General features: G+C 31.7%; 17 protein-coding genes and 1 tRNA gene. 10 read left to right on the top strand and 8 right to left on the bottom strand.

What is annotated here, in order from left to right; translation table 11 throughout:
* Positions 1-14 precede the first annotated feature (14 nt).
* The gene (gene alr, locus ACH5TX_RS03065; RefSeq protein WP_439338076.1) at positions 15-1,121 is read right to left on the bottom strand and encodes an alanine racemase; all 1,107 of its coding nucleotides are present in this window, start codon (positions 1,119-1,121) and stop codon (positions 15-17) included.
* The gene (locus tag ACH5TX_RS03060) at positions 1,114-1,761 is read right to left on the bottom strand and encodes a thymidine kinase (protein ID WP_439338075.1); all 648 of its coding nucleotides are present in this window, start codon (positions 1,759-1,761) and stop codon (positions 1,114-1,116) included. The genes alr and ACH5TX_RS03060 overlap by 8 nt, the downstream gene beginning before the upstream one ends.
* Positions 1,762-1,869: 108 nt before the next feature.
* Here ACH5TX_RS03060 and ACH5TX_RS03055 point away from each other — a divergent pair, with 108 nt between their 5' ends.
* The 4 genes from ACH5TX_RS03055 to ACH5TX_RS03040 all read left to right on the top strand — a co-directional run bounded on the left by ACH5TX_RS03055 (position 1,870) and on the right by ACH5TX_RS03040 (position 5,680).
* Complete coding sequence (locus tag ACH5TX_RS03055) at positions 1,870-2,613, top strand: DUF8457 domain-containing protein (RefSeq protein ID WP_439338074.1); 744 nt, start codon at positions 1,870-1,872, stop codon at positions 2,611-2,613.
* Entirely contained in the window at positions 2,613-3,311 is a 699-nt protein-coding gene (gene rsmI / locus ACH5TX_RS03050; RefSeq protein ID WP_439338073.1) for a 16S rRNA (cytidine(1402)-2'-O)-methyltransferase, read from the top strand. Before ACH5TX_RS03055 ends, rsmI begins: the two co-directional genes overlap by 1 nt.
* Positions 3,308-3,652 (top strand): HopJ type III effector protein, encoded by a 345-nt coding sequence (locus ACH5TX_RS03045; RefSeq protein WP_439338072.1) that lies wholly within the window; start codon positions 3,308-3,310, stop codon positions 3,650-3,652. Before rsmI ends, ACH5TX_RS03045 begins: the two co-directional genes overlap by 4 nt.
* Positions 3,653-3,790: 138 nt before the next feature.
* Positions 3,791-5,680 carry an AAA family ATPase gene (locus tag ACH5TX_RS03040; protein WP_439338071.1) on the top strand — a complete coding sequence of 630 codons (1,890 nt, stop codon included), beginning with the start codon at positions 3,791-3,793 and terminating at the stop codon, positions 5,678-5,680.
* 50 nt (positions 5,681-5,730) lie between these two features.
* Here the strand turns inward: ACH5TX_RS03040 and ACH5TX_RS03035 are convergent, their stop codons facing one another.
* On the bottom strand, positions 5,731-6,321 hold the full coding sequence (locus tag ACH5TX_RS03035; protein WP_439338070.1) for a carboxymuconolactone decarboxylase family protein: 591 nt from the start codon (positions 6,319-6,321) through the stop codon (positions 5,731-5,733).
* Positions 6,322-6,376: 55 nt separating this feature from the next.
* On the opposite strand from ACH5TX_RS03035, the gene ACH5TX_RS03030 reads away from it, so the two are divergent.
* Genes ACH5TX_RS03030 through ACH5TX_RS03020 form a run of 3 tightly spaced genes read left to right on the top strand, consistent with a single transcriptional unit; the run spans position 6,377 to position 9,817 of the window.
* Positions 6,377-6,799 carry an OsmC family protein gene (locus tag ACH5TX_RS03030; protein ID WP_439338069.1) on the top strand — a complete coding sequence of 141 codons (423 nt, stop codon included), beginning with the start codon at positions 6,377-6,379 and terminating at the stop codon, positions 6,797-6,799.
* A 48-nt stretch (positions 6,800-6,847) separates the two neighbouring features.
* Positions 6,848-8,542 (top strand): single-stranded-DNA-specific exonuclease RecJ, encoded by a 1,695-nt coding sequence (gene recJ / locus ACH5TX_RS03025; RefSeq protein ID WP_439338068.1) that lies wholly within the window; start codon positions 6,848-6,850, stop codon positions 8,540-8,542.
* A 3-nt stretch (positions 8,543-8,545) separates the two neighbouring features.
* Positions 8,546-9,817 carry an MFS transporter gene (locus tag ACH5TX_RS03020; RefSeq protein WP_439338067.1) on the top strand — a complete coding sequence of 424 codons (1,272 nt, stop codon included), beginning with the start codon at positions 8,546-8,548 and terminating at the stop codon, positions 9,815-9,817.
* Here the strand turns inward: ACH5TX_RS03020 and ACH5TX_RS03015 are convergent.
* Together ACH5TX_RS03015 and ACH5TX_RS03010 are read right to left on the bottom strand one after the other, a co-directional pair.
* A complete protein-coding gene (locus ACH5TX_RS03015; protein WP_439338066.1) occupies positions 9,814-10,566 on the bottom strand; it encodes a UDP-2,3-diacylglucosamine diphosphatase in 753 nt (250 codons plus the stop codon). The two genes, ACH5TX_RS03020 and ACH5TX_RS03015, sit on opposite strands and share 4 nt — an antisense overlap.
* A 148-nt stretch (positions 10,567-10,714) precedes the next feature.
* Entirely contained in the window at positions 10,715-11,167 is a 453-nt protein-coding gene (locus tag ACH5TX_RS03010; protein ID WP_439338065.1) for a 6-pyruvoyl trahydropterin synthase family protein, read from the bottom strand.
* Positions 11,168-11,282: 115 nt separating this feature from the next.
* Between ACH5TX_RS03010 and ACH5TX_RS03005 the strand changes: the two genes are divergently transcribed.
* Positions 11,283-11,924 (top strand): 2OG-Fe(II) oxygenase, encoded by a 642-nt coding sequence (locus ACH5TX_RS03005; protein WP_439338104.1) that lies wholly within the window; start codon positions 11,283-11,285, stop codon positions 11,922-11,924.
* A gap of 101 nt (positions 11,925-12,025) precedes the next feature.
* Here the strand turns inward: ACH5TX_RS03005 and ACH5TX_RS03000 are convergent, their stop codons facing one another.
* Genes ACH5TX_RS03000 through ACH5TX_RS02990 form a run of 3 tightly spaced genes read right to left on the bottom strand, consistent with a single transcriptional unit; the run spans position 12,026 to position 14,071 of the window.
* Positions 12,026-12,202, bottom strand: coding sequence for a hypothetical protein (locus ACH5TX_RS03000; RefSeq protein ID WP_439338064.1), 177 nt, complete (start codon positions 12,200-12,202; stop codon positions 12,026-12,028).
* A 37-nt stretch (positions 12,203-12,239) separates the two neighbouring features.
* A complete protein-coding gene (locus ACH5TX_RS02995; RefSeq protein ID WP_439338063.1) occupies positions 12,240-13,574 on the bottom strand; it encodes an MATE family efflux transporter in 1,335 nt (444 codons plus the stop codon).
* Positions 13,571-14,071 carry a GNAT family N-acetyltransferase gene (locus ACH5TX_RS02990; protein WP_439338062.1) on the bottom strand — a complete coding sequence of 167 codons (501 nt, stop codon included), beginning with the start codon at positions 14,069-14,071 and terminating at the stop codon, positions 13,571-13,573. Before ACH5TX_RS02990 ends, ACH5TX_RS02995 begins: the two co-directional genes overlap by 4 nt.
* Before the next feature lie 59 nt (positions 14,072-14,130).
* Here ACH5TX_RS02990 and ACH5TX_RS02985 point away from each other — a divergent pair, with 59 nt between their 5' ends.
* Together ACH5TX_RS02985 and ACH5TX_RS02980 are read left to right on the top strand one after the other, a co-directional pair.
* The gene (locus ACH5TX_RS02985; RefSeq protein WP_439338061.1) at positions 14,131-14,925 is read left to right on the top strand and encodes a universal stress protein; all 795 of its coding nucleotides are present in this window, start codon (positions 14,131-14,133) and stop codon (positions 14,923-14,925) included.
* A 5-nt stretch (positions 14,926-14,930) separates the two neighbouring features.
* Positions 14,931-15,004 (top strand) — tRNA-Ala (locus ACH5TX_RS02980).
* Positions 15,005-15,235: the final 231 nt, after the last annotated feature.

The following is a 15,235-nucleotide window of genomic DNA, read 5'->3' as shown; positions in this document are numbered from 1 at the left end:
ATTTGTTAAAATGCTTATTTTAAAAATGAACGTTTTACACGCTGAGAAATAGAGGTAATAAGCTCGTAAGAAATGGTATTTGCAGATTCGGCTAAAGTTTCAGCAGTAGAGTTTGCATCAAAAATAATGACTTCATCACCTTCATTACAATCAATGTTTGTAATGTTAACCATAATCATATCCATACAAACATTTCCAATAATAGGAGCATGCTGTCCGTTTATGGTAACAAACCCATTTCCATTTCCGTAAATTCTACCAATACCATCGGCATGACCAATAGGTAGTGTTGCCGTTTTTTGAATAATATCACTTTTATAAGCTCTATTATAACCAACAGATTCCCCTTTTTCAATAGTATGAATTTGAGAAATAACCGTTTTTAAAGAGGCTATGGGTTTTAGGTGCTTGTTTTCTTTTTCAGAATTTCCAAAACCATACAAACCAATACCACTTCTTACCATGTTTAAATGAGCTTCTGGAAAGTTTAAAATTCCAGATGTGTTGCAAATATGAAGCAGCGGTATGTAGCCAATTGCTTTTGTGAATTTTTCAGCAATCGTTTTAAAGCTTTCAATTTGATTTAAGGTAAATTCTTTTTCATTCAAATCTTCACTTGCTGCTAAATGAGAAAATATCGATTTAACTTTTACTGTTTTGGTTTCGTCTAGTGTATTTTGAATAAAATTGATGTCGCTGTGACAAAACCCTAATCGGTTTAAACCCGTATTAAACTTGATGTGAATAGGATATCCTGTTTGTTTTTTATTAGAAGCAACGCTAATAAATTCTTTTAATATTTTAGCATTAAAAATACTAGGTTCTAAACAATTATCAATTAAAGTTTTAAAATTTATAGCTTGCGGATGTAAAACTAAAATAGGTTTGGTTATGCCAGCATTACGTAATGCAACGCCTTCGTTTGTATAAGCTACTGCAAAATAGTCGGCACCTAAATCTTGTAAATATTTTGCTATTTCGTTAGCATCACTGCCGTAAGCAAAGGCTTTAACTACAGCTAAAAATTTGGTGTCTTTTTGTAGTGTAGATTTAAGATATTCAAAATTATGCCGAAGTGCTTTTAAGTCAATTTCAAGCACAGTTTCTTGTGCTTTACTCATTTTTGTCTTTGTTTTTAGACGGTATTTCTTCGGCATCTTCTACATTCATGTTGCGCACTTTATCTCGCATAGTTGCTTTATAGTAAGCAGCTCTACTTAATGGCTCATACTCGTCAACTTCACCTAAAAGTACCAAATTGTCGCTTTTAGATTTTCGGTAACTGTATTGGGCTAAATTTCCGGTACGTGTACAAACAGCATGTACTTTAGTAACATAATCGGCCGTTGCCATAAGATTTGGCATAGGGCCAAACGGATTGCCTTTAAAGTCCATATCTAACCCAGCAACAATAACACGAATGCCTTTGTTGGCTAAATCATTACAAACTCGTACAATCTCGTCATCAAAAAACTGAGCTTCATCAATACCAATTACATCACAACCATCAGCTAAAATAGGAATATTGGCAGCCGCAGGCACGGGGGTAGATCTAATTTCGTTCTCATCATGAGAAACCACCATCTCTTCGTTATAACGCACATCAATAGTAGGCTTAAAAATTTCTACTTTTTGTCTTGCAAATTGGGCGCGTTTAAGCCTGCGGATTAATTCTTCTGTTTTTCCAGAAAACATGGAGCCACAGATAACTTCAATCCATCCAAATTGTTCTTTATGATTTACTGTATTTTCAAGAAACATTTTGTAATTTTAGCACTAAAACAAAGCGATTATTCGTTTGTATAAAGGTGACGCAAATTTATTAAAAATCAAAAGCCTAATTAGCATTAATTTTAAATTTTATAAATAATGAAGAAGAAGCTAGAGTCTGAATTAGTTAGTATAGCCCACAGAATTCTTAAGTTAAAAGGAAAAGAAGATGTTATAAAAATGCATACTGAGGTTGCTGAACTTTTTGAAAAGTTATCGGTTTTAAAGTTTGCGCATGAAAATTTTGAAGGCGATATACCAACTATTGGTAGTGATTCTTCATTTTTTGGTATGTTAGATCAGGCTTTTAATAATAAAATAAGTGATAATATTGAAGTTGATGATAAAGTTTATATTAATTTAGATGATGCTGAACATGACGATATTATGGAGCATGGTATAAAAACCATTAAAGATATGGTAGCGCATATGCCAGAAGAAGTAGAAGGCATTGATACTGTTTTTGAAGAAGCCATACCAAAACCAGAAATTAAAAAAACCGATCTAGAAGATATTACAGAAGGTTTTAAGGATATGCCTGTTTTTGAGCCTGTTTCAAAATCTTTAAATGGGGTTTCAAAAGAAAAAAAATCTCTTAACGATAAACTAAATAGAGGTGGATTGCATATTGGACTCAACGATAAAATTGCTTTTATAAAGCATTTATTTGATGGTAAAAGTGAAGATTATGAGCGTGTTTTATCGCAATTAAATACTCTTAGTTCGTTAGATGAAGCTACGCATTTTATACAAAATATTGTGAAATTAGATTATAATAATTGGGCTACTAAAGAAGAGTTTGAAGCACGTTTTATGAGTATTATAGAAGCCAAGTTTGAATAATGAGTAAACTTTATATTGTACCCACACCCATAGGAAATTTAAAAGATATCACCTTTAGAGCTATTGAAGTTTTAAAAGATGTCGATTTAATTTTAGCTGAAGACACACGTACTTCGGGGAAGTTGTTAAAATATTACGAGATTTCTACACACATGCAATCGCACCATATGCATAACGAGCATAAAACGGTTGAAAATGTGATACAGAAAATAAAAGCAGGAACAACCGTTGCACTTATTAGTGATGCAGGAACACCAGCAATTTCAGACCCTGGGTTTTTATTAACTAGAGCATGTATAGAACACAATATAGAAGTTGATTGTCTTCCTGGAGCAACAGCCTTTGTACCTGCGTTAGTAAACTCGGGTTTACCAAACGATAAGTTTGTGTTCGAAGGTTTTTTACCTGTTAAAAAAGGGCGACAAACCCGATTATTATTACTTGCCGAAGAAACTAGAACTATTATTTTTTATGAAAGCCCGCATAAACTCATAAAAACACTCGGACACTTTTGCGAGTATTTTGGAGAAGATAGGCAAGTATCTGTATCGAGAGAATTAACAAAATTATACGAAGAAACTATTAGAGGCACAGCCAAAGAAGTTTTAGAGTATTATACAAATAAACTACCAAAAGGAGAAATAGTAATTGTAGTAGGAGGAAAAGCCAATAATGGGCATTTAAAAAAACAAAAATGAAGTTAGAAGCATATATAAATAAATTAAAAAACACACCAAAAGCTATTGAGTTTTCAGAAACTATGGCTGTTATTGAAGCTAATTACAATTTTACGCCAACAGCGTTTAAAAATGGTGAGTTACAAAACGAAGCTGGACAAAACTCAGGTTCTTGTAAGTTGTTTGCTTTTGCAAAATTGCAAGGTTTTACTAAAGAAGAAACTTTAGCGTGTTTTGGGCAATACTATTTTGATGAGGTTTTACAAGATCCAAACGGAAATGGACATCAAAACATTAGAAACTTTATGAATACAGGGTTTGACGGAGTGATTTTTGAGGGAGAGCCATTAAGTATTAATTAGTCTTGTTTAAATTTTTACTACTACTATATCTTTTTTCTAGAAATAGGTCTTTCGATAATTAAGGAAGATAATAAAATTATTTTTTAGAGGATTTTTCTTTCCAAAAACTATAAATTAGCATTAACTAAAAACAAATAAATGTATTTTCATTTCTTAGAGAATAATCTAGAAAATTCCCCAAGCGAATTGATTGAAAACAATTCTAATTGGCTTTATGATTGGGGAACTCATAAAACGAGGAGTAGAAATATAGGTGAGTTTAAGAAGGTTAATCTTTTTGTAGGAGCTAACAATAGTGGAAAGAGTAGGTTTTTAAGAGGCTTAATTAAGTCTGAATTTAATTTTATATTTCTTTCAAACTCAAATATTAGCTTGCAAGAACAATTTAAAGATTATCAGGAAGATTATCCTTTAGCAATTAACAAAGTGGTTAATTCAGAAAGAGGATTTATAAGTAAAACGTTTAATTCTATTCAAAATGATAATCCATATTTTAATTTAATAGAAAACTATCAAAATTATCAAATATATTTTGAAGAGTTTAAAAAAAATATGATTCTTGCAAAGAGTAAATATATTAATGCTGTTGGTACAAAAAAAGAGTCTTTGAGATTTCAAATTGAACATTTGACTAAAGTTCAAGAACTTATAAGAAATCTAGACTTCATTAGAAAAAGTAGGAGTAACACTAAAAACTATATTCCAATTTTAAGAACAATACAAGAGAATGATCATTTACAAAATGGAAATATAAAAGAAACCATAAAAAAAAATTATGGGATTGATAAAAATGTTTTTACTGGGCTTGAACTATACAAAGAGGTAATGAAGTTGAAAACATCTGTTTCGAAAAATAGAGATAAAGTCGAAAAATTTGAAGAGTTTTTATCAAATCATTTTTTTAATAAAAAAAGAGTAGTTATAACGTCAAATTCAGAAACTAAACAGTTATTATGTTCAATTGATGAAGTAGAACATCCTATATTTGATATAGGGGATGGTATTCAAGCATTAATAATTTTATTATTTCCCATTTTTACGGCAAATAATAATGATTGGTTTTTTATAGAAGAACCTGAAATGAATTTACATCCTGGTCTACAAAGAATATTTATTGAAACTTTATTAAATGATGAATATTTAAAAACCAAAAACTTAAAGTATTTTTTCACAACTCATTCTAATCATTTTTTAGACATAACACTCAATAGCGATCAAATCTCCATATTCCAATTTAAGAAATCAGACGCAAATAAGTTTAGTATCAAAACAAATGTTAAGCCAGATAAGGAGACGTTAGATGTGCTTGGAGTTAATACTTCTTCTGTTTTTTTAGCAAATACTTCAATTTGGGTAGAGGGACCAACAGATAGAAAATATATTTCTAAATTGTTGAAATTGTATCTTGATTCAAAAGAAGAACAGCCTTTTAAAGAAGATATAGATTTTGCTTTTTTTGAATATGGAGGTAATTTAATTGAGCATTATCTTTTTGGTGATACAATTGATTTTAATGAAGATCAAGTAAGAAGTAAAATCAACTCTTTTGCATTATCAAATAAAATATTTCTTTTAGCAGATAATGATGGTGCGGATGATGAGTCAGCAAAAGGTAAAAGAAGAAAAACTTTAGAAAACTTATCTGATGAAAAGGCTAATTTCTGTTATAAGAATACTGTTTCTAGAGAAATAGAAAACTTATTACCTAAAAGGATAATTAAAGAATTTGTTTTAGAATTGGTTAAAGGAGATTACAATCTTGAAAAAATTAAGTTAATAGATTTTACAAGAGAAGATTACAAAAATATTGGATTAGGAAATTTTTATGAGAAATTATTAATTGATAATGGTTTAACTTCGGAAAATTTAAAATCATTTAAAGCGCCGTCAGGAACTTTAATGAATGATTATAAAATGAAGCTTTCAAATTTTGTGATTAACTGTGATTATAAATATGAAGATTTTATAGAAGAAAATATTGAACTAAAAGAGCTAATAGAATCTCTATATTCATTTATAAAACTATAATAGTATTCGTGGATTAATTATAAATCATGAGATTCCTGCTTGAGCAGGAATTAAATATGTTTCCCCTTCTCCCAACCATGTTTATCTAAATACTGTTCACCACTTTCAATAGCTCCATCTTCAATAGAAGTTCCCATGCTATCATTCCATCTATTTAAATATCCAAATAAAGAAATAACACCTAGCATTTCTACAATCTCACCTTCATCCCAATGTTCATACAAACGCTTTTTTATGTTTTCATCAACCCTATTTGGTATTTGAGATGCTGCTAAACTAAAATCTAAAGCAACACGTTCGGCTTCGTTAAATGCAGGATGTGTTCTGTATTCCCAAATGTTATCTAGCTGTTCTTGTTCTGCGCCATAGCGTTCTGCAGCACGAATAGCATGTGCTTGACAATATCTACAACCTGTTGCATTACTAGATACCCAAGCAATCATACGTTTTAATGCTGAGGTTACTTTGCCTTCGTTGGTCATCACCGCTTTATTTAAATTAATAAAGGCTTTACTAATTGCTGGTCTGTGTTGCATGGTTAAAACCGAGTTCGGACAAAACCCTAGGGTTTCGTTAAAAAATTCGGCAAGGTTTTTGGTTTCCAAATCATGATTGGCAGATAAAGGTGTTACTAAAGGCATATTTTATATTTTTAGTAGTATTTTTGAAATTACAAGTAACAAAATATTTTTAAAAATGGCAGTTCAAATTAGTACTAAGTGGTTAGGAGCCATGAAGTTTGAAAGTACAAATCCGTCGGGGCATAATTTATTTATAGATGCTGGAGAAGAAAATGGAGGTAAAGGCGAAGGCTATCGTCCAAAAGCATTAATGCTTTCTGGATTAGCTGGTTGTTCGGGCTTAGATGTAGCCTCGTTAATAAAAAAAATGAAGCTAGAGGTTGAAGATTTTAAAATTGATATTGATGCTAATTTAACAGAAGAGCATCCAAAGCATTACGATAAAGTAACGATGAGTTTTCACTTTTACGGAAATGATTTAAATGAAAAAAAGCTTCAAAAAGCTGTTGATTTATCTGTAGAAAAATATTGTGGTGTTATGGAAATGTTTCGTCAGTTTTCAGAATTAACCATAGAAACTTATTTTCATAAGAAATAAACGATAATAAAATCCGTTGAATTTTTATTAAAAACCTTTCCTCTCTCAATGCGTTGGACGCTAAAACCAAAACCAGAATTAAAAAAACTTAAGGCTTTAAAAGAAGCACTTCAGGTAGATGACGTTACTGCAACCCTATTATTGCAGCGAGGTATTGAAAGCTATGAAGATGCGAAACGGTTTTTTAGACCTAGTTTTGAAGATTTACACGATCCGTTCTTAATGAAAGATATGGATAAGGCCGTGGCTCGTATTGAAAAAGCGATTGCCAATAAAGAAAATATTTTGGTTTATGGCGATTATGATGTTGATGGCACCACATCGGTAGCCCTAATGTCGTCGTATTTAAAAACAAAACACAATTTAGTTTACACCTATATTCCTAATAGATATGATGAGGGTTATGGCGTTTCATATAAGGGAATTAATTTTGCTGAAGAAAATGGTTTTTCATTAATAATAACTTTAGATTGTGGTATAAAAGCTGTCGAAAAAGTAGCGCATGCTAAAACATTAGGGATCGATTTTATTATTTGCGATCATCATAGACCAGGAATAGAAGTTCCAGATGCCGTTGCTGTTTTAGACCCTAAACAAGACGATTGTAATTACCCGTATAAAGAGTTATGTGGTTGTGGTGTTGGTTTTAAGTTAATTCAAGCATTAGCTTCAAAAGAAGGAAAAACAGCCGAAGATTTAAGCGAATATTTAGATTTAGTAGCTACTGCAATAGGCGCCGATATTGTTCCTATTGATGGCGAAAATAGAGTTTTGGCTTATTTTGGTTTAATGGTGATAAACACAAAGCCTAGACCGGGAATTAAAGCTATTTTAACTCAAGTAGAAAAAACAGAACTGACTATTACTGATGTTGTTTTTATAGTAGCACCTCGTATTAATGCGGCTGGACGTATGAAGCATGGTAATTATGCAGTGACTTTATTAGTTGAAGAAGAAGAAGATTTAGCAACGAAGTATGCTGCTGAGATTAATGAATATAATCTTGATAGACGTGAAATTGATAAAGAAATTACAAAAGAAGCTCTTAAGCAAATTGAAGAGCAAAAAGAACAGAACCGCCTTACTACTGTTGTTTACCATGAAGATTGGCATAAAGGTGTTATTGGTATTGTGGCTTCTAGATTAATCGAAACCTATTACAGACCCACTTTGGTTTTTACAAGAAGTGGCGATAAGTTAGCTGCCTCGGCACGCTCGGTAAAAGGTTTTGATGTTTACAATGCTTTGGAAGCTTGTAGCGAACACATTGAGCAATTTGGAGGGCATAAATATGCAGCGGGTTTAACGCTGAAAGAAGAAAATTATGAAGCTTTTAAACAGGCTTTTGAAGATGAGGTTTCTAAAACTATTGATAGAAATTTATTAACTCCAGAAATTAAGATAGACACTCTAATTGAATTGGATGATATTACGCCCAAGTTTTATAGAATTTTAAAACAATTTGCTCCTTTTGGTCCTAGTAATATGACGCCTGTTTTTATGACTGAAAATTTAATTGATACGGGTTATGGAAAATGTGTTGGCGAAGATAAAACTCATTTAAGATTAACGGTTACCCAAGCAGAAGCTTCTACTAAGATAGTATGTATTGGTTTTAGTATGGGAGATAAGTTTGACATTATTTCTGAAAAAAAACCATTTAGTGCTGTGTATTCTATTGATAAAAATGAATGGCAAGGAAATGTATCGCTTCAATTGAAATTGCGAGATATTAAGGAATAAATTATGGCAAAAACAGATCCCTACGCAGCATTACGAATTAAAGAATTCAACATTTTTTTATTGTTGCGATTATTTTTAGTTTTTGGATGGTCTATGCAATTTATTGTTATTGAATGGGAGGTTTATAGTTTAACAAAAAACCCATGGAATTTGGCTTTAATAGGAGCCTGTGAATTTATTCCAGCATTTTTTATGGCGCCATTTGCAGGTCATATTGTAGATCAAAAAGAAAAACGAAATCTATTAGCAATTTGTATAGCCGCCTTTTCTTTTATTAGTTTAGGCTTGTTTTTATTAACCACTGATGGCGTTGTTGATAATTGGTCAACAAATGCTATTTTATATTCTGTTTATGCGCTTGTTTTTTTTGGTGGTTTTTTACGTGCCTTTTTCGGACCCACTATTTTTTCTTTAATAGCCTTAATTGTTCCTAAAAAAATATATCCAAATGCCGCTACATGGAGTACAAGCATTTGGAAAACAGCAGCTGTATTAGGCGCTCTTTTTGGAGGGTTTTTTATTCATTGGATTGGTGCAGATTATACTTTATGTCTGGTTTTTATTTTAGTATTGATATCGTTTGCTTTGGTTTTTCTAATTAAAAAGAAGCCTATTTTAAATAAAAAAATTGGCGAATCGGTAAAAGAGAGTTTAAAGGTTGGTATTCGGTTTGTGTTTCAAAACAAGGCTATATTGGGTGCTTTAACGTTGGATATGATTGCTGTTTTATTTGGAGGAACGGTTGCTATTCTAGTTATTTTTGCTCAAGATATTTTAGAAGTAGGAAGTCAAGGTTTAGGTATTTTAAATGCATCAATATCTTTGGGAAGTATTATTACTATGTTTGTGACTACTTACATTCCTATAAGTAAAAATACAGGTAAAAAACTGCTTATTTCTATTTTTATATTTGGTTTAAGTATGATTGGTTTTGGCTTATCTAAAGTGTTTTGGGTAAGTGTATTGATGTTATTTATAAGTGGTGCTGTTGATGGTATTTCTATGATAATTCGTCAAACTATTTTACAAATAAAAACACCAGATGACATGCGTGGACGCGTATCTTCTGTTAATTCTATGTTTGTTGGATCTTCTAACGAATTAGGTGCTTTTGAAAGTGGTTTAGCTGCTAAATTATTAGGACCTGTAGCTGCTGTAGTTTTTGGAGGCACTATGACTTTAATTACGGTTTTAACTATTGGTGCCAAGAACAAAACGCTTAGAAACTTAGACTTAACTAAGGATATTGAGGCGCATGAGAATGAAGAGGCTTAATGTTTTTTTAACTCAAAATGTTCACCATCAAAAGTGCCATAGGTGTAATATTGAATCCAATCGCCTAGATTGATGTATTTTGAATTGTCGTTTAGATTCATTTCTAGTGGTAAATGACGGTGACCAAACACAAAATAATCACGATGTTTTTCTTCAAGTTTTCGTTTACAGTAAATGGCTAACCATTCGTTTTCTTCACCAAGAAATTTAGCATCATCGTCACCAGAAATCAATTTGTTTTTAACTGATAAATATTGTGCGATACGCATACCAATATCTGGGTGTCCCCATTTAAAAAGCCATTTAAAAAACGGACTAATAAATACCTTTTTCATGCGTTTATAGCCTTTGTCGCCAGGACCTAAACCGTCGCCATGACCTATGAAAAATGTTTTATCGTTAAAAGTAAACTCTTTGGGTTTGTGGTAAACAGGAATGTTTAGTTCTTCTTCAAAATAGCCGTTCATCCATAAATCGTGGTTGCCAACAAAATAGTGAATTGGAATTCCAGAATCTGATATTTCGGCAAGTTTACCTAAGGTTCTGGTGAATCCTTTTGGAACAACTGTTTTGTATTCGAACCAAAAATCGAATAAATCGCCTAGAAGGAAAATGGCAGCTGCATCATGCTTTATTTCGTCTAACCATGCTACGAATTTTTTTTCGCGCGGACGAGAAGCTTCTTGTGTAGGAGCTCCTAAATGGTTATCTGAAGCGAAATATATTTTTTTTCCTTTTGGAATTTGCATGTTGTAAATATAAATAAATTAGCCACGAATACACGAATATTTGTATTAGAACTATACTTCGCAGATGGGTTTGCGTTAGGGATTGAGCAATTGTTGGAGCGCCTCGCAGAGCGCGACTTGTGAAAGCCCGACCCTTTAGGGTAACGCCCTAAACGTTATCGAAAGCAAACCATTCGGCAAAAGAGCTTTCGGTTTCCTGTAGTTTTAAAGAGTGTAAAGCAATATGTGATGGCAGGCGTTTCTTTATTTTTTTTGAAAAATCGATAACCATCATTTCGCTTGTTGGTTGGTAATCTACCAGTAATACATTGTGTCCGCGGTCTTGAAGTTCTTTTGCAAGTTCTACATGCGGTGTGTTTTTATTGAAAACGGTGGCGTGGTCGAAAACATCTACAATTTCTTCTTTTACAATTTTTTTAAGGTCTCCAAAATCGATTACCATCCCATATTTTACATGGTTTTTATCTGAAATAGGCTTGCCAAACACAGTTACCGAAAGTTTGTAGCTATGGCCATGGACGTTTTTACATTTACCGTCGTAGCCATAAAGGGCATGACCAGTTTCGAAAGAGAATTGTTTTGTTATGCGAATACCACTCATTATAAAGTATAGTTTAAAAATACAAAGATATTCATTTTGTAAAAGCAAACGGTTTTTATATTACATTTGCTCACCTTTGTCCAAAATTTAAGGATAGATGATTTACGCTACGCTTATGAGTCATCTATTTGAATCTATTGATTTTGTTGAAAACCCTCTTTACGAACAAATAATTTCTGAGCTTGCTAGGCAGCAATATAGTATTGTTGAATCCTTTTTTTCTTTAGAAGAAGTGGCTATATTAAGACACTCTCTTTTAGAAAAGTATGAGGAAGATGCTTTTAAAAAAGCGGCTATTGGTAGTAAGTTGAATGCAACTATTGAAAGATCGATACGAGGTGATTTGATTTTATGGATGGATGAAACAAAGGCATGCCATAAAGAATCTTTATTTTTTAATAAGATGAATGACTTGGTTGCTTATTTAAATAAAACCTGTTTTTTAGGAATTTTATATAAGGAGTTTCATTATGCTTTATACCCAAAAGGTACTTATTACAAAAAACATATTGACACCTTTCAAAATGATGATAGACGTAAATTATCGTTTGTATGTTATTTAAATGAAGAAGGTTGGCTACCAGAAAATGGTGGTGAATTAGTGTTGTATTTAAATAAAAACGGACAGGAAACAGAAAAAGTTATTTATCCGTTTCCTGGAAGAATGGTGATTTTTGAAAGCCAAATAATTGAACATGAAGTAAAGCCAGTAAATACTAAAAGAATGAGTATTACGGGTTGGTTAAAAACCAGATAATTATCTTCGTTTTCGTCTGTTTACAACATAAATAATGATTAAAACTAGGGCTAGTACTAGAAACAATCCGTTTCCGCTTAAAAATGACATGATATCCATAATTAGTCTTTATTAATTCTGTTTTTATTATATCTGTAAATAGCATAAGCTAATAATACTAGAACCACAAAAGGCAACATCGAGCCAATAAAAACACCTATTTCATATTCTTTATCAGGTGCGTTTTGAATTTTTTCTTCAATGTTAATGTCTTGTAGCAAAGCAATAAATAGCTGCATATTATTAGTTTAGTTATTGAACTCGTTTATTACAAAGTTAATTGTTTTGTGAAAGCTGTGTAAATGTTTTTCTGAATTTTATAATTAGCGGGATACCTCTTGCAATCATCCAGAAGGAAAGTGCTATAAAAATACCGTGTAGTTTGTAACCGATACTGTCTAGCCAAAAAAGAATGGGTATAAAAACTATGAATGTAGAAAATAGCAGTACATTTCTTAAATGCATCATTTTACCTAAGCCTTTAAAAATACCGTCAAAAATAAAAGCTAATGCGCATATAGGTTGCATAATAAGGACAAGCCAAAACGAATTGTAAAACAGGCTTAAAACTTCAGGGTCTTTAGAAAAAAGGCGCCCTATTGGGTAATAGAAAATAGCTCCAGTTATAGCCATAGCAATGCCAATAACAATACCATATTTAATTAATTTATTGCTTAGTTTTAAAAGGGAACTATAGTCTTTAGCTCCTAATAATTTTCCAGATAAAATATTACCAGCACTAGCATAACCATCTATAACAAAAGCGCCGAAAAACCATAAGTTTATGGCTATAGTGTAAGCGGCAATATATGCTGCTCCGTAACCTGTGGCAAAACGTGTAGCAAAATAAAGCGTTGTATTTAGTGCTATGGTTCTAACAATTAAATTTAGAATCATGATGATGAATCTGATAATTTCCTTGTTTAAAGGAAAGCTTAATTTTAAAGGAATACTTGTTTTTTTAAGTAAATAATATGCCGATAATAATGCCATTATACATTGAGCTACAAGACTAGCGTAAGCAGCACCTTTTATATGCATTGCAGGGATGTAATTTTGAATGCCAAATACAAGAATATAGTCTAAAACAATATTTATAAAGGCGCCAATAATGGCAATAATCATGGGGTAATAGGTGTTTTGTAAGCCTCTAAAAGTTCCGAAAACAGCAATAGTAAATAAGGAAAAAGGAAAACCGAAAACACGAATTTTATAATAATCTATACTGTATTCTAAAATGAGGTCTGATGCGTTATATAGTTTAAAAATATTTTCAGCAAAAGGATAGGTTAATATAATAATTAAAACACTTAATGATGTAATTATAAAAATGGCTTGAGCCGGTAAATTTTTTATTTTTTCTAGATTATTAGCACCTACATATTGAGATACTATAGACGAAATGGCACTTCGTGTTTGTCCTAATACCCAAACCAACATAGAAATGAAGGCGCCTACAATACCTACGGCTGCTAACGATTCGGTGGCGTTGCCGTTAATATTTCCAACAATAGCGGTATCTGTAATAGATAAGATGGGTTCTGATATTCCTGCAATTAAAGCGGGAATAGCTAATTTATTAATGTGTTTTAAACTGATGTTTGTACTCATAAAACAAGTTCGTAACAGTAAAACGGATGTTTACTTTGATTAGGAAAATAAATGGGAGCTAATTGTTTGTAACCACGACGTTCATAAAATTTCAAATTCCGTGTATTTTGCGAAAAGGTATCTAATCTTATAGAAGCGGCATTGTTTTTTACAGCATAATCTTCTGCGTATTGCATGAGTTGTTGTGCATAACCTTGTCCTTGGTGTTTTGGGTGAATAGCTAATCGATGTATGTAAATATTATTGTTGTTTTTAACAAGCCACGACACAGGCTTGTAAACATCATCCATAAAAGTTGATATAGTTATGCATCCAATAACAGTGTTTTCTATGTCTAAAACATATAATTCATTTCGGTTAAGATCTTTAATAAAGGCTTCTTTATTAGGATATACGGCATTCCATTGATAAATATTTTTATCAATTAAATTACTAGCGCAAGCTTTTGTAATTAAGATTAGATTTTCAATATCTAAAGCGGTTGCTTTCCGAATCATTTAAAAGTTTTACTTTTACGCCAAATTTATTGTAAATTTAGCTATCAAACTTTATAGATATGAAGAATATTTTAGTTCCTGTAGGATCGTCAAAAAATGCATTAAGTCATTTACAGTATGCCGTAGACTTTGCTGAAGCTTTTGGGGCAAAACTTTTTATTGTGCAAGTATATAATGTGTATACGAAAGCAGGAACCATGATTAAGGTTGACCATATTATTGAACGTGAAAGCAAAGAGTTTTTAAATAATTTGGTTTCTAAAATTGATACTAAAAGTGTTGATGTTGCGGTTCGGGTTTTAAAAGGAAAATTAATTCCTACCTTAGAGTTAGCCTGTAAAACTGCGAATATTGATTTGATTTTGGTAGAACCGAGAACAAACTCTATTAAAGATGAAGTCTTTTTAGGAAAAACATCGGGCAAAATTATAAAACAAACACAAATACCGGCACTAATAGTTCCAGAAGGTTATGTTTTTAGACCTATAAAAAGTGTTTTATTGGCATTAAAATCGGCTATTATAAAAAAGGAAAATGCTTTAGATCAATTAATCGATATAAAGAATAATTTTGATGCTGTTGTTAATTTATTGTTAGTTAAAACAATGTATTATAATGATGGTGATTTTGAGGTTGCTGAGACTTTGAATAATATTGTTTCAACTAGAACACAAAGTGAAAATGCAACCACTTTTCAAGGTGCTTTAGAACATTTTCAAACCCATAATCCAGACTTGTTATGCGTGGTAAGACGTAAGCGAGGTTTCTTTACTAAGAAGTGGGAAAAAAACACGATTCTTAAAAAAGATTTCCATAGTAAAAGACCTGTTTTAGTTTTAAGAGGGTTAAAGTAATATTTGGGGATGTAGCTCAGTTGGCTAGAGTGCTTGACTGGCAGTCAAGAGGTCGTCGGTTCGAATCCGATCTTCTCCACAGTAATAGTAAGGCTTTAGAAGATTTTATCTTTTAAAGCTTTTTTAATTTGCACGCGATTTGCACGCAAAAACCAACTTAATTAAATTTATTTTCATTTTATATGAATTGAATCCATTTAGTTGTTAAACTTATTAATTTTTAACGTTTAAGTGTCAAAAACCCCAATTACGGACATGGATCTTTTCTGTTATACTTAAACATCAATAATTTATTTTAAAACTTTCTATC

The organism is Thalassobellus citreus, assembly GCF_044385915.1.
Classification (GTDB): domain Bacteria; phylum Bacteroidota; class Bacteroidia; order Flavobacteriales; family Flavobacteriaceae; genus Thalassobellus; species Thalassobellus citreus.
The sequence above is the reverse complement of the archived record's forward strand: the minus strand, read 5'-3'. Positions and strand labels throughout refer to the sequence as shown.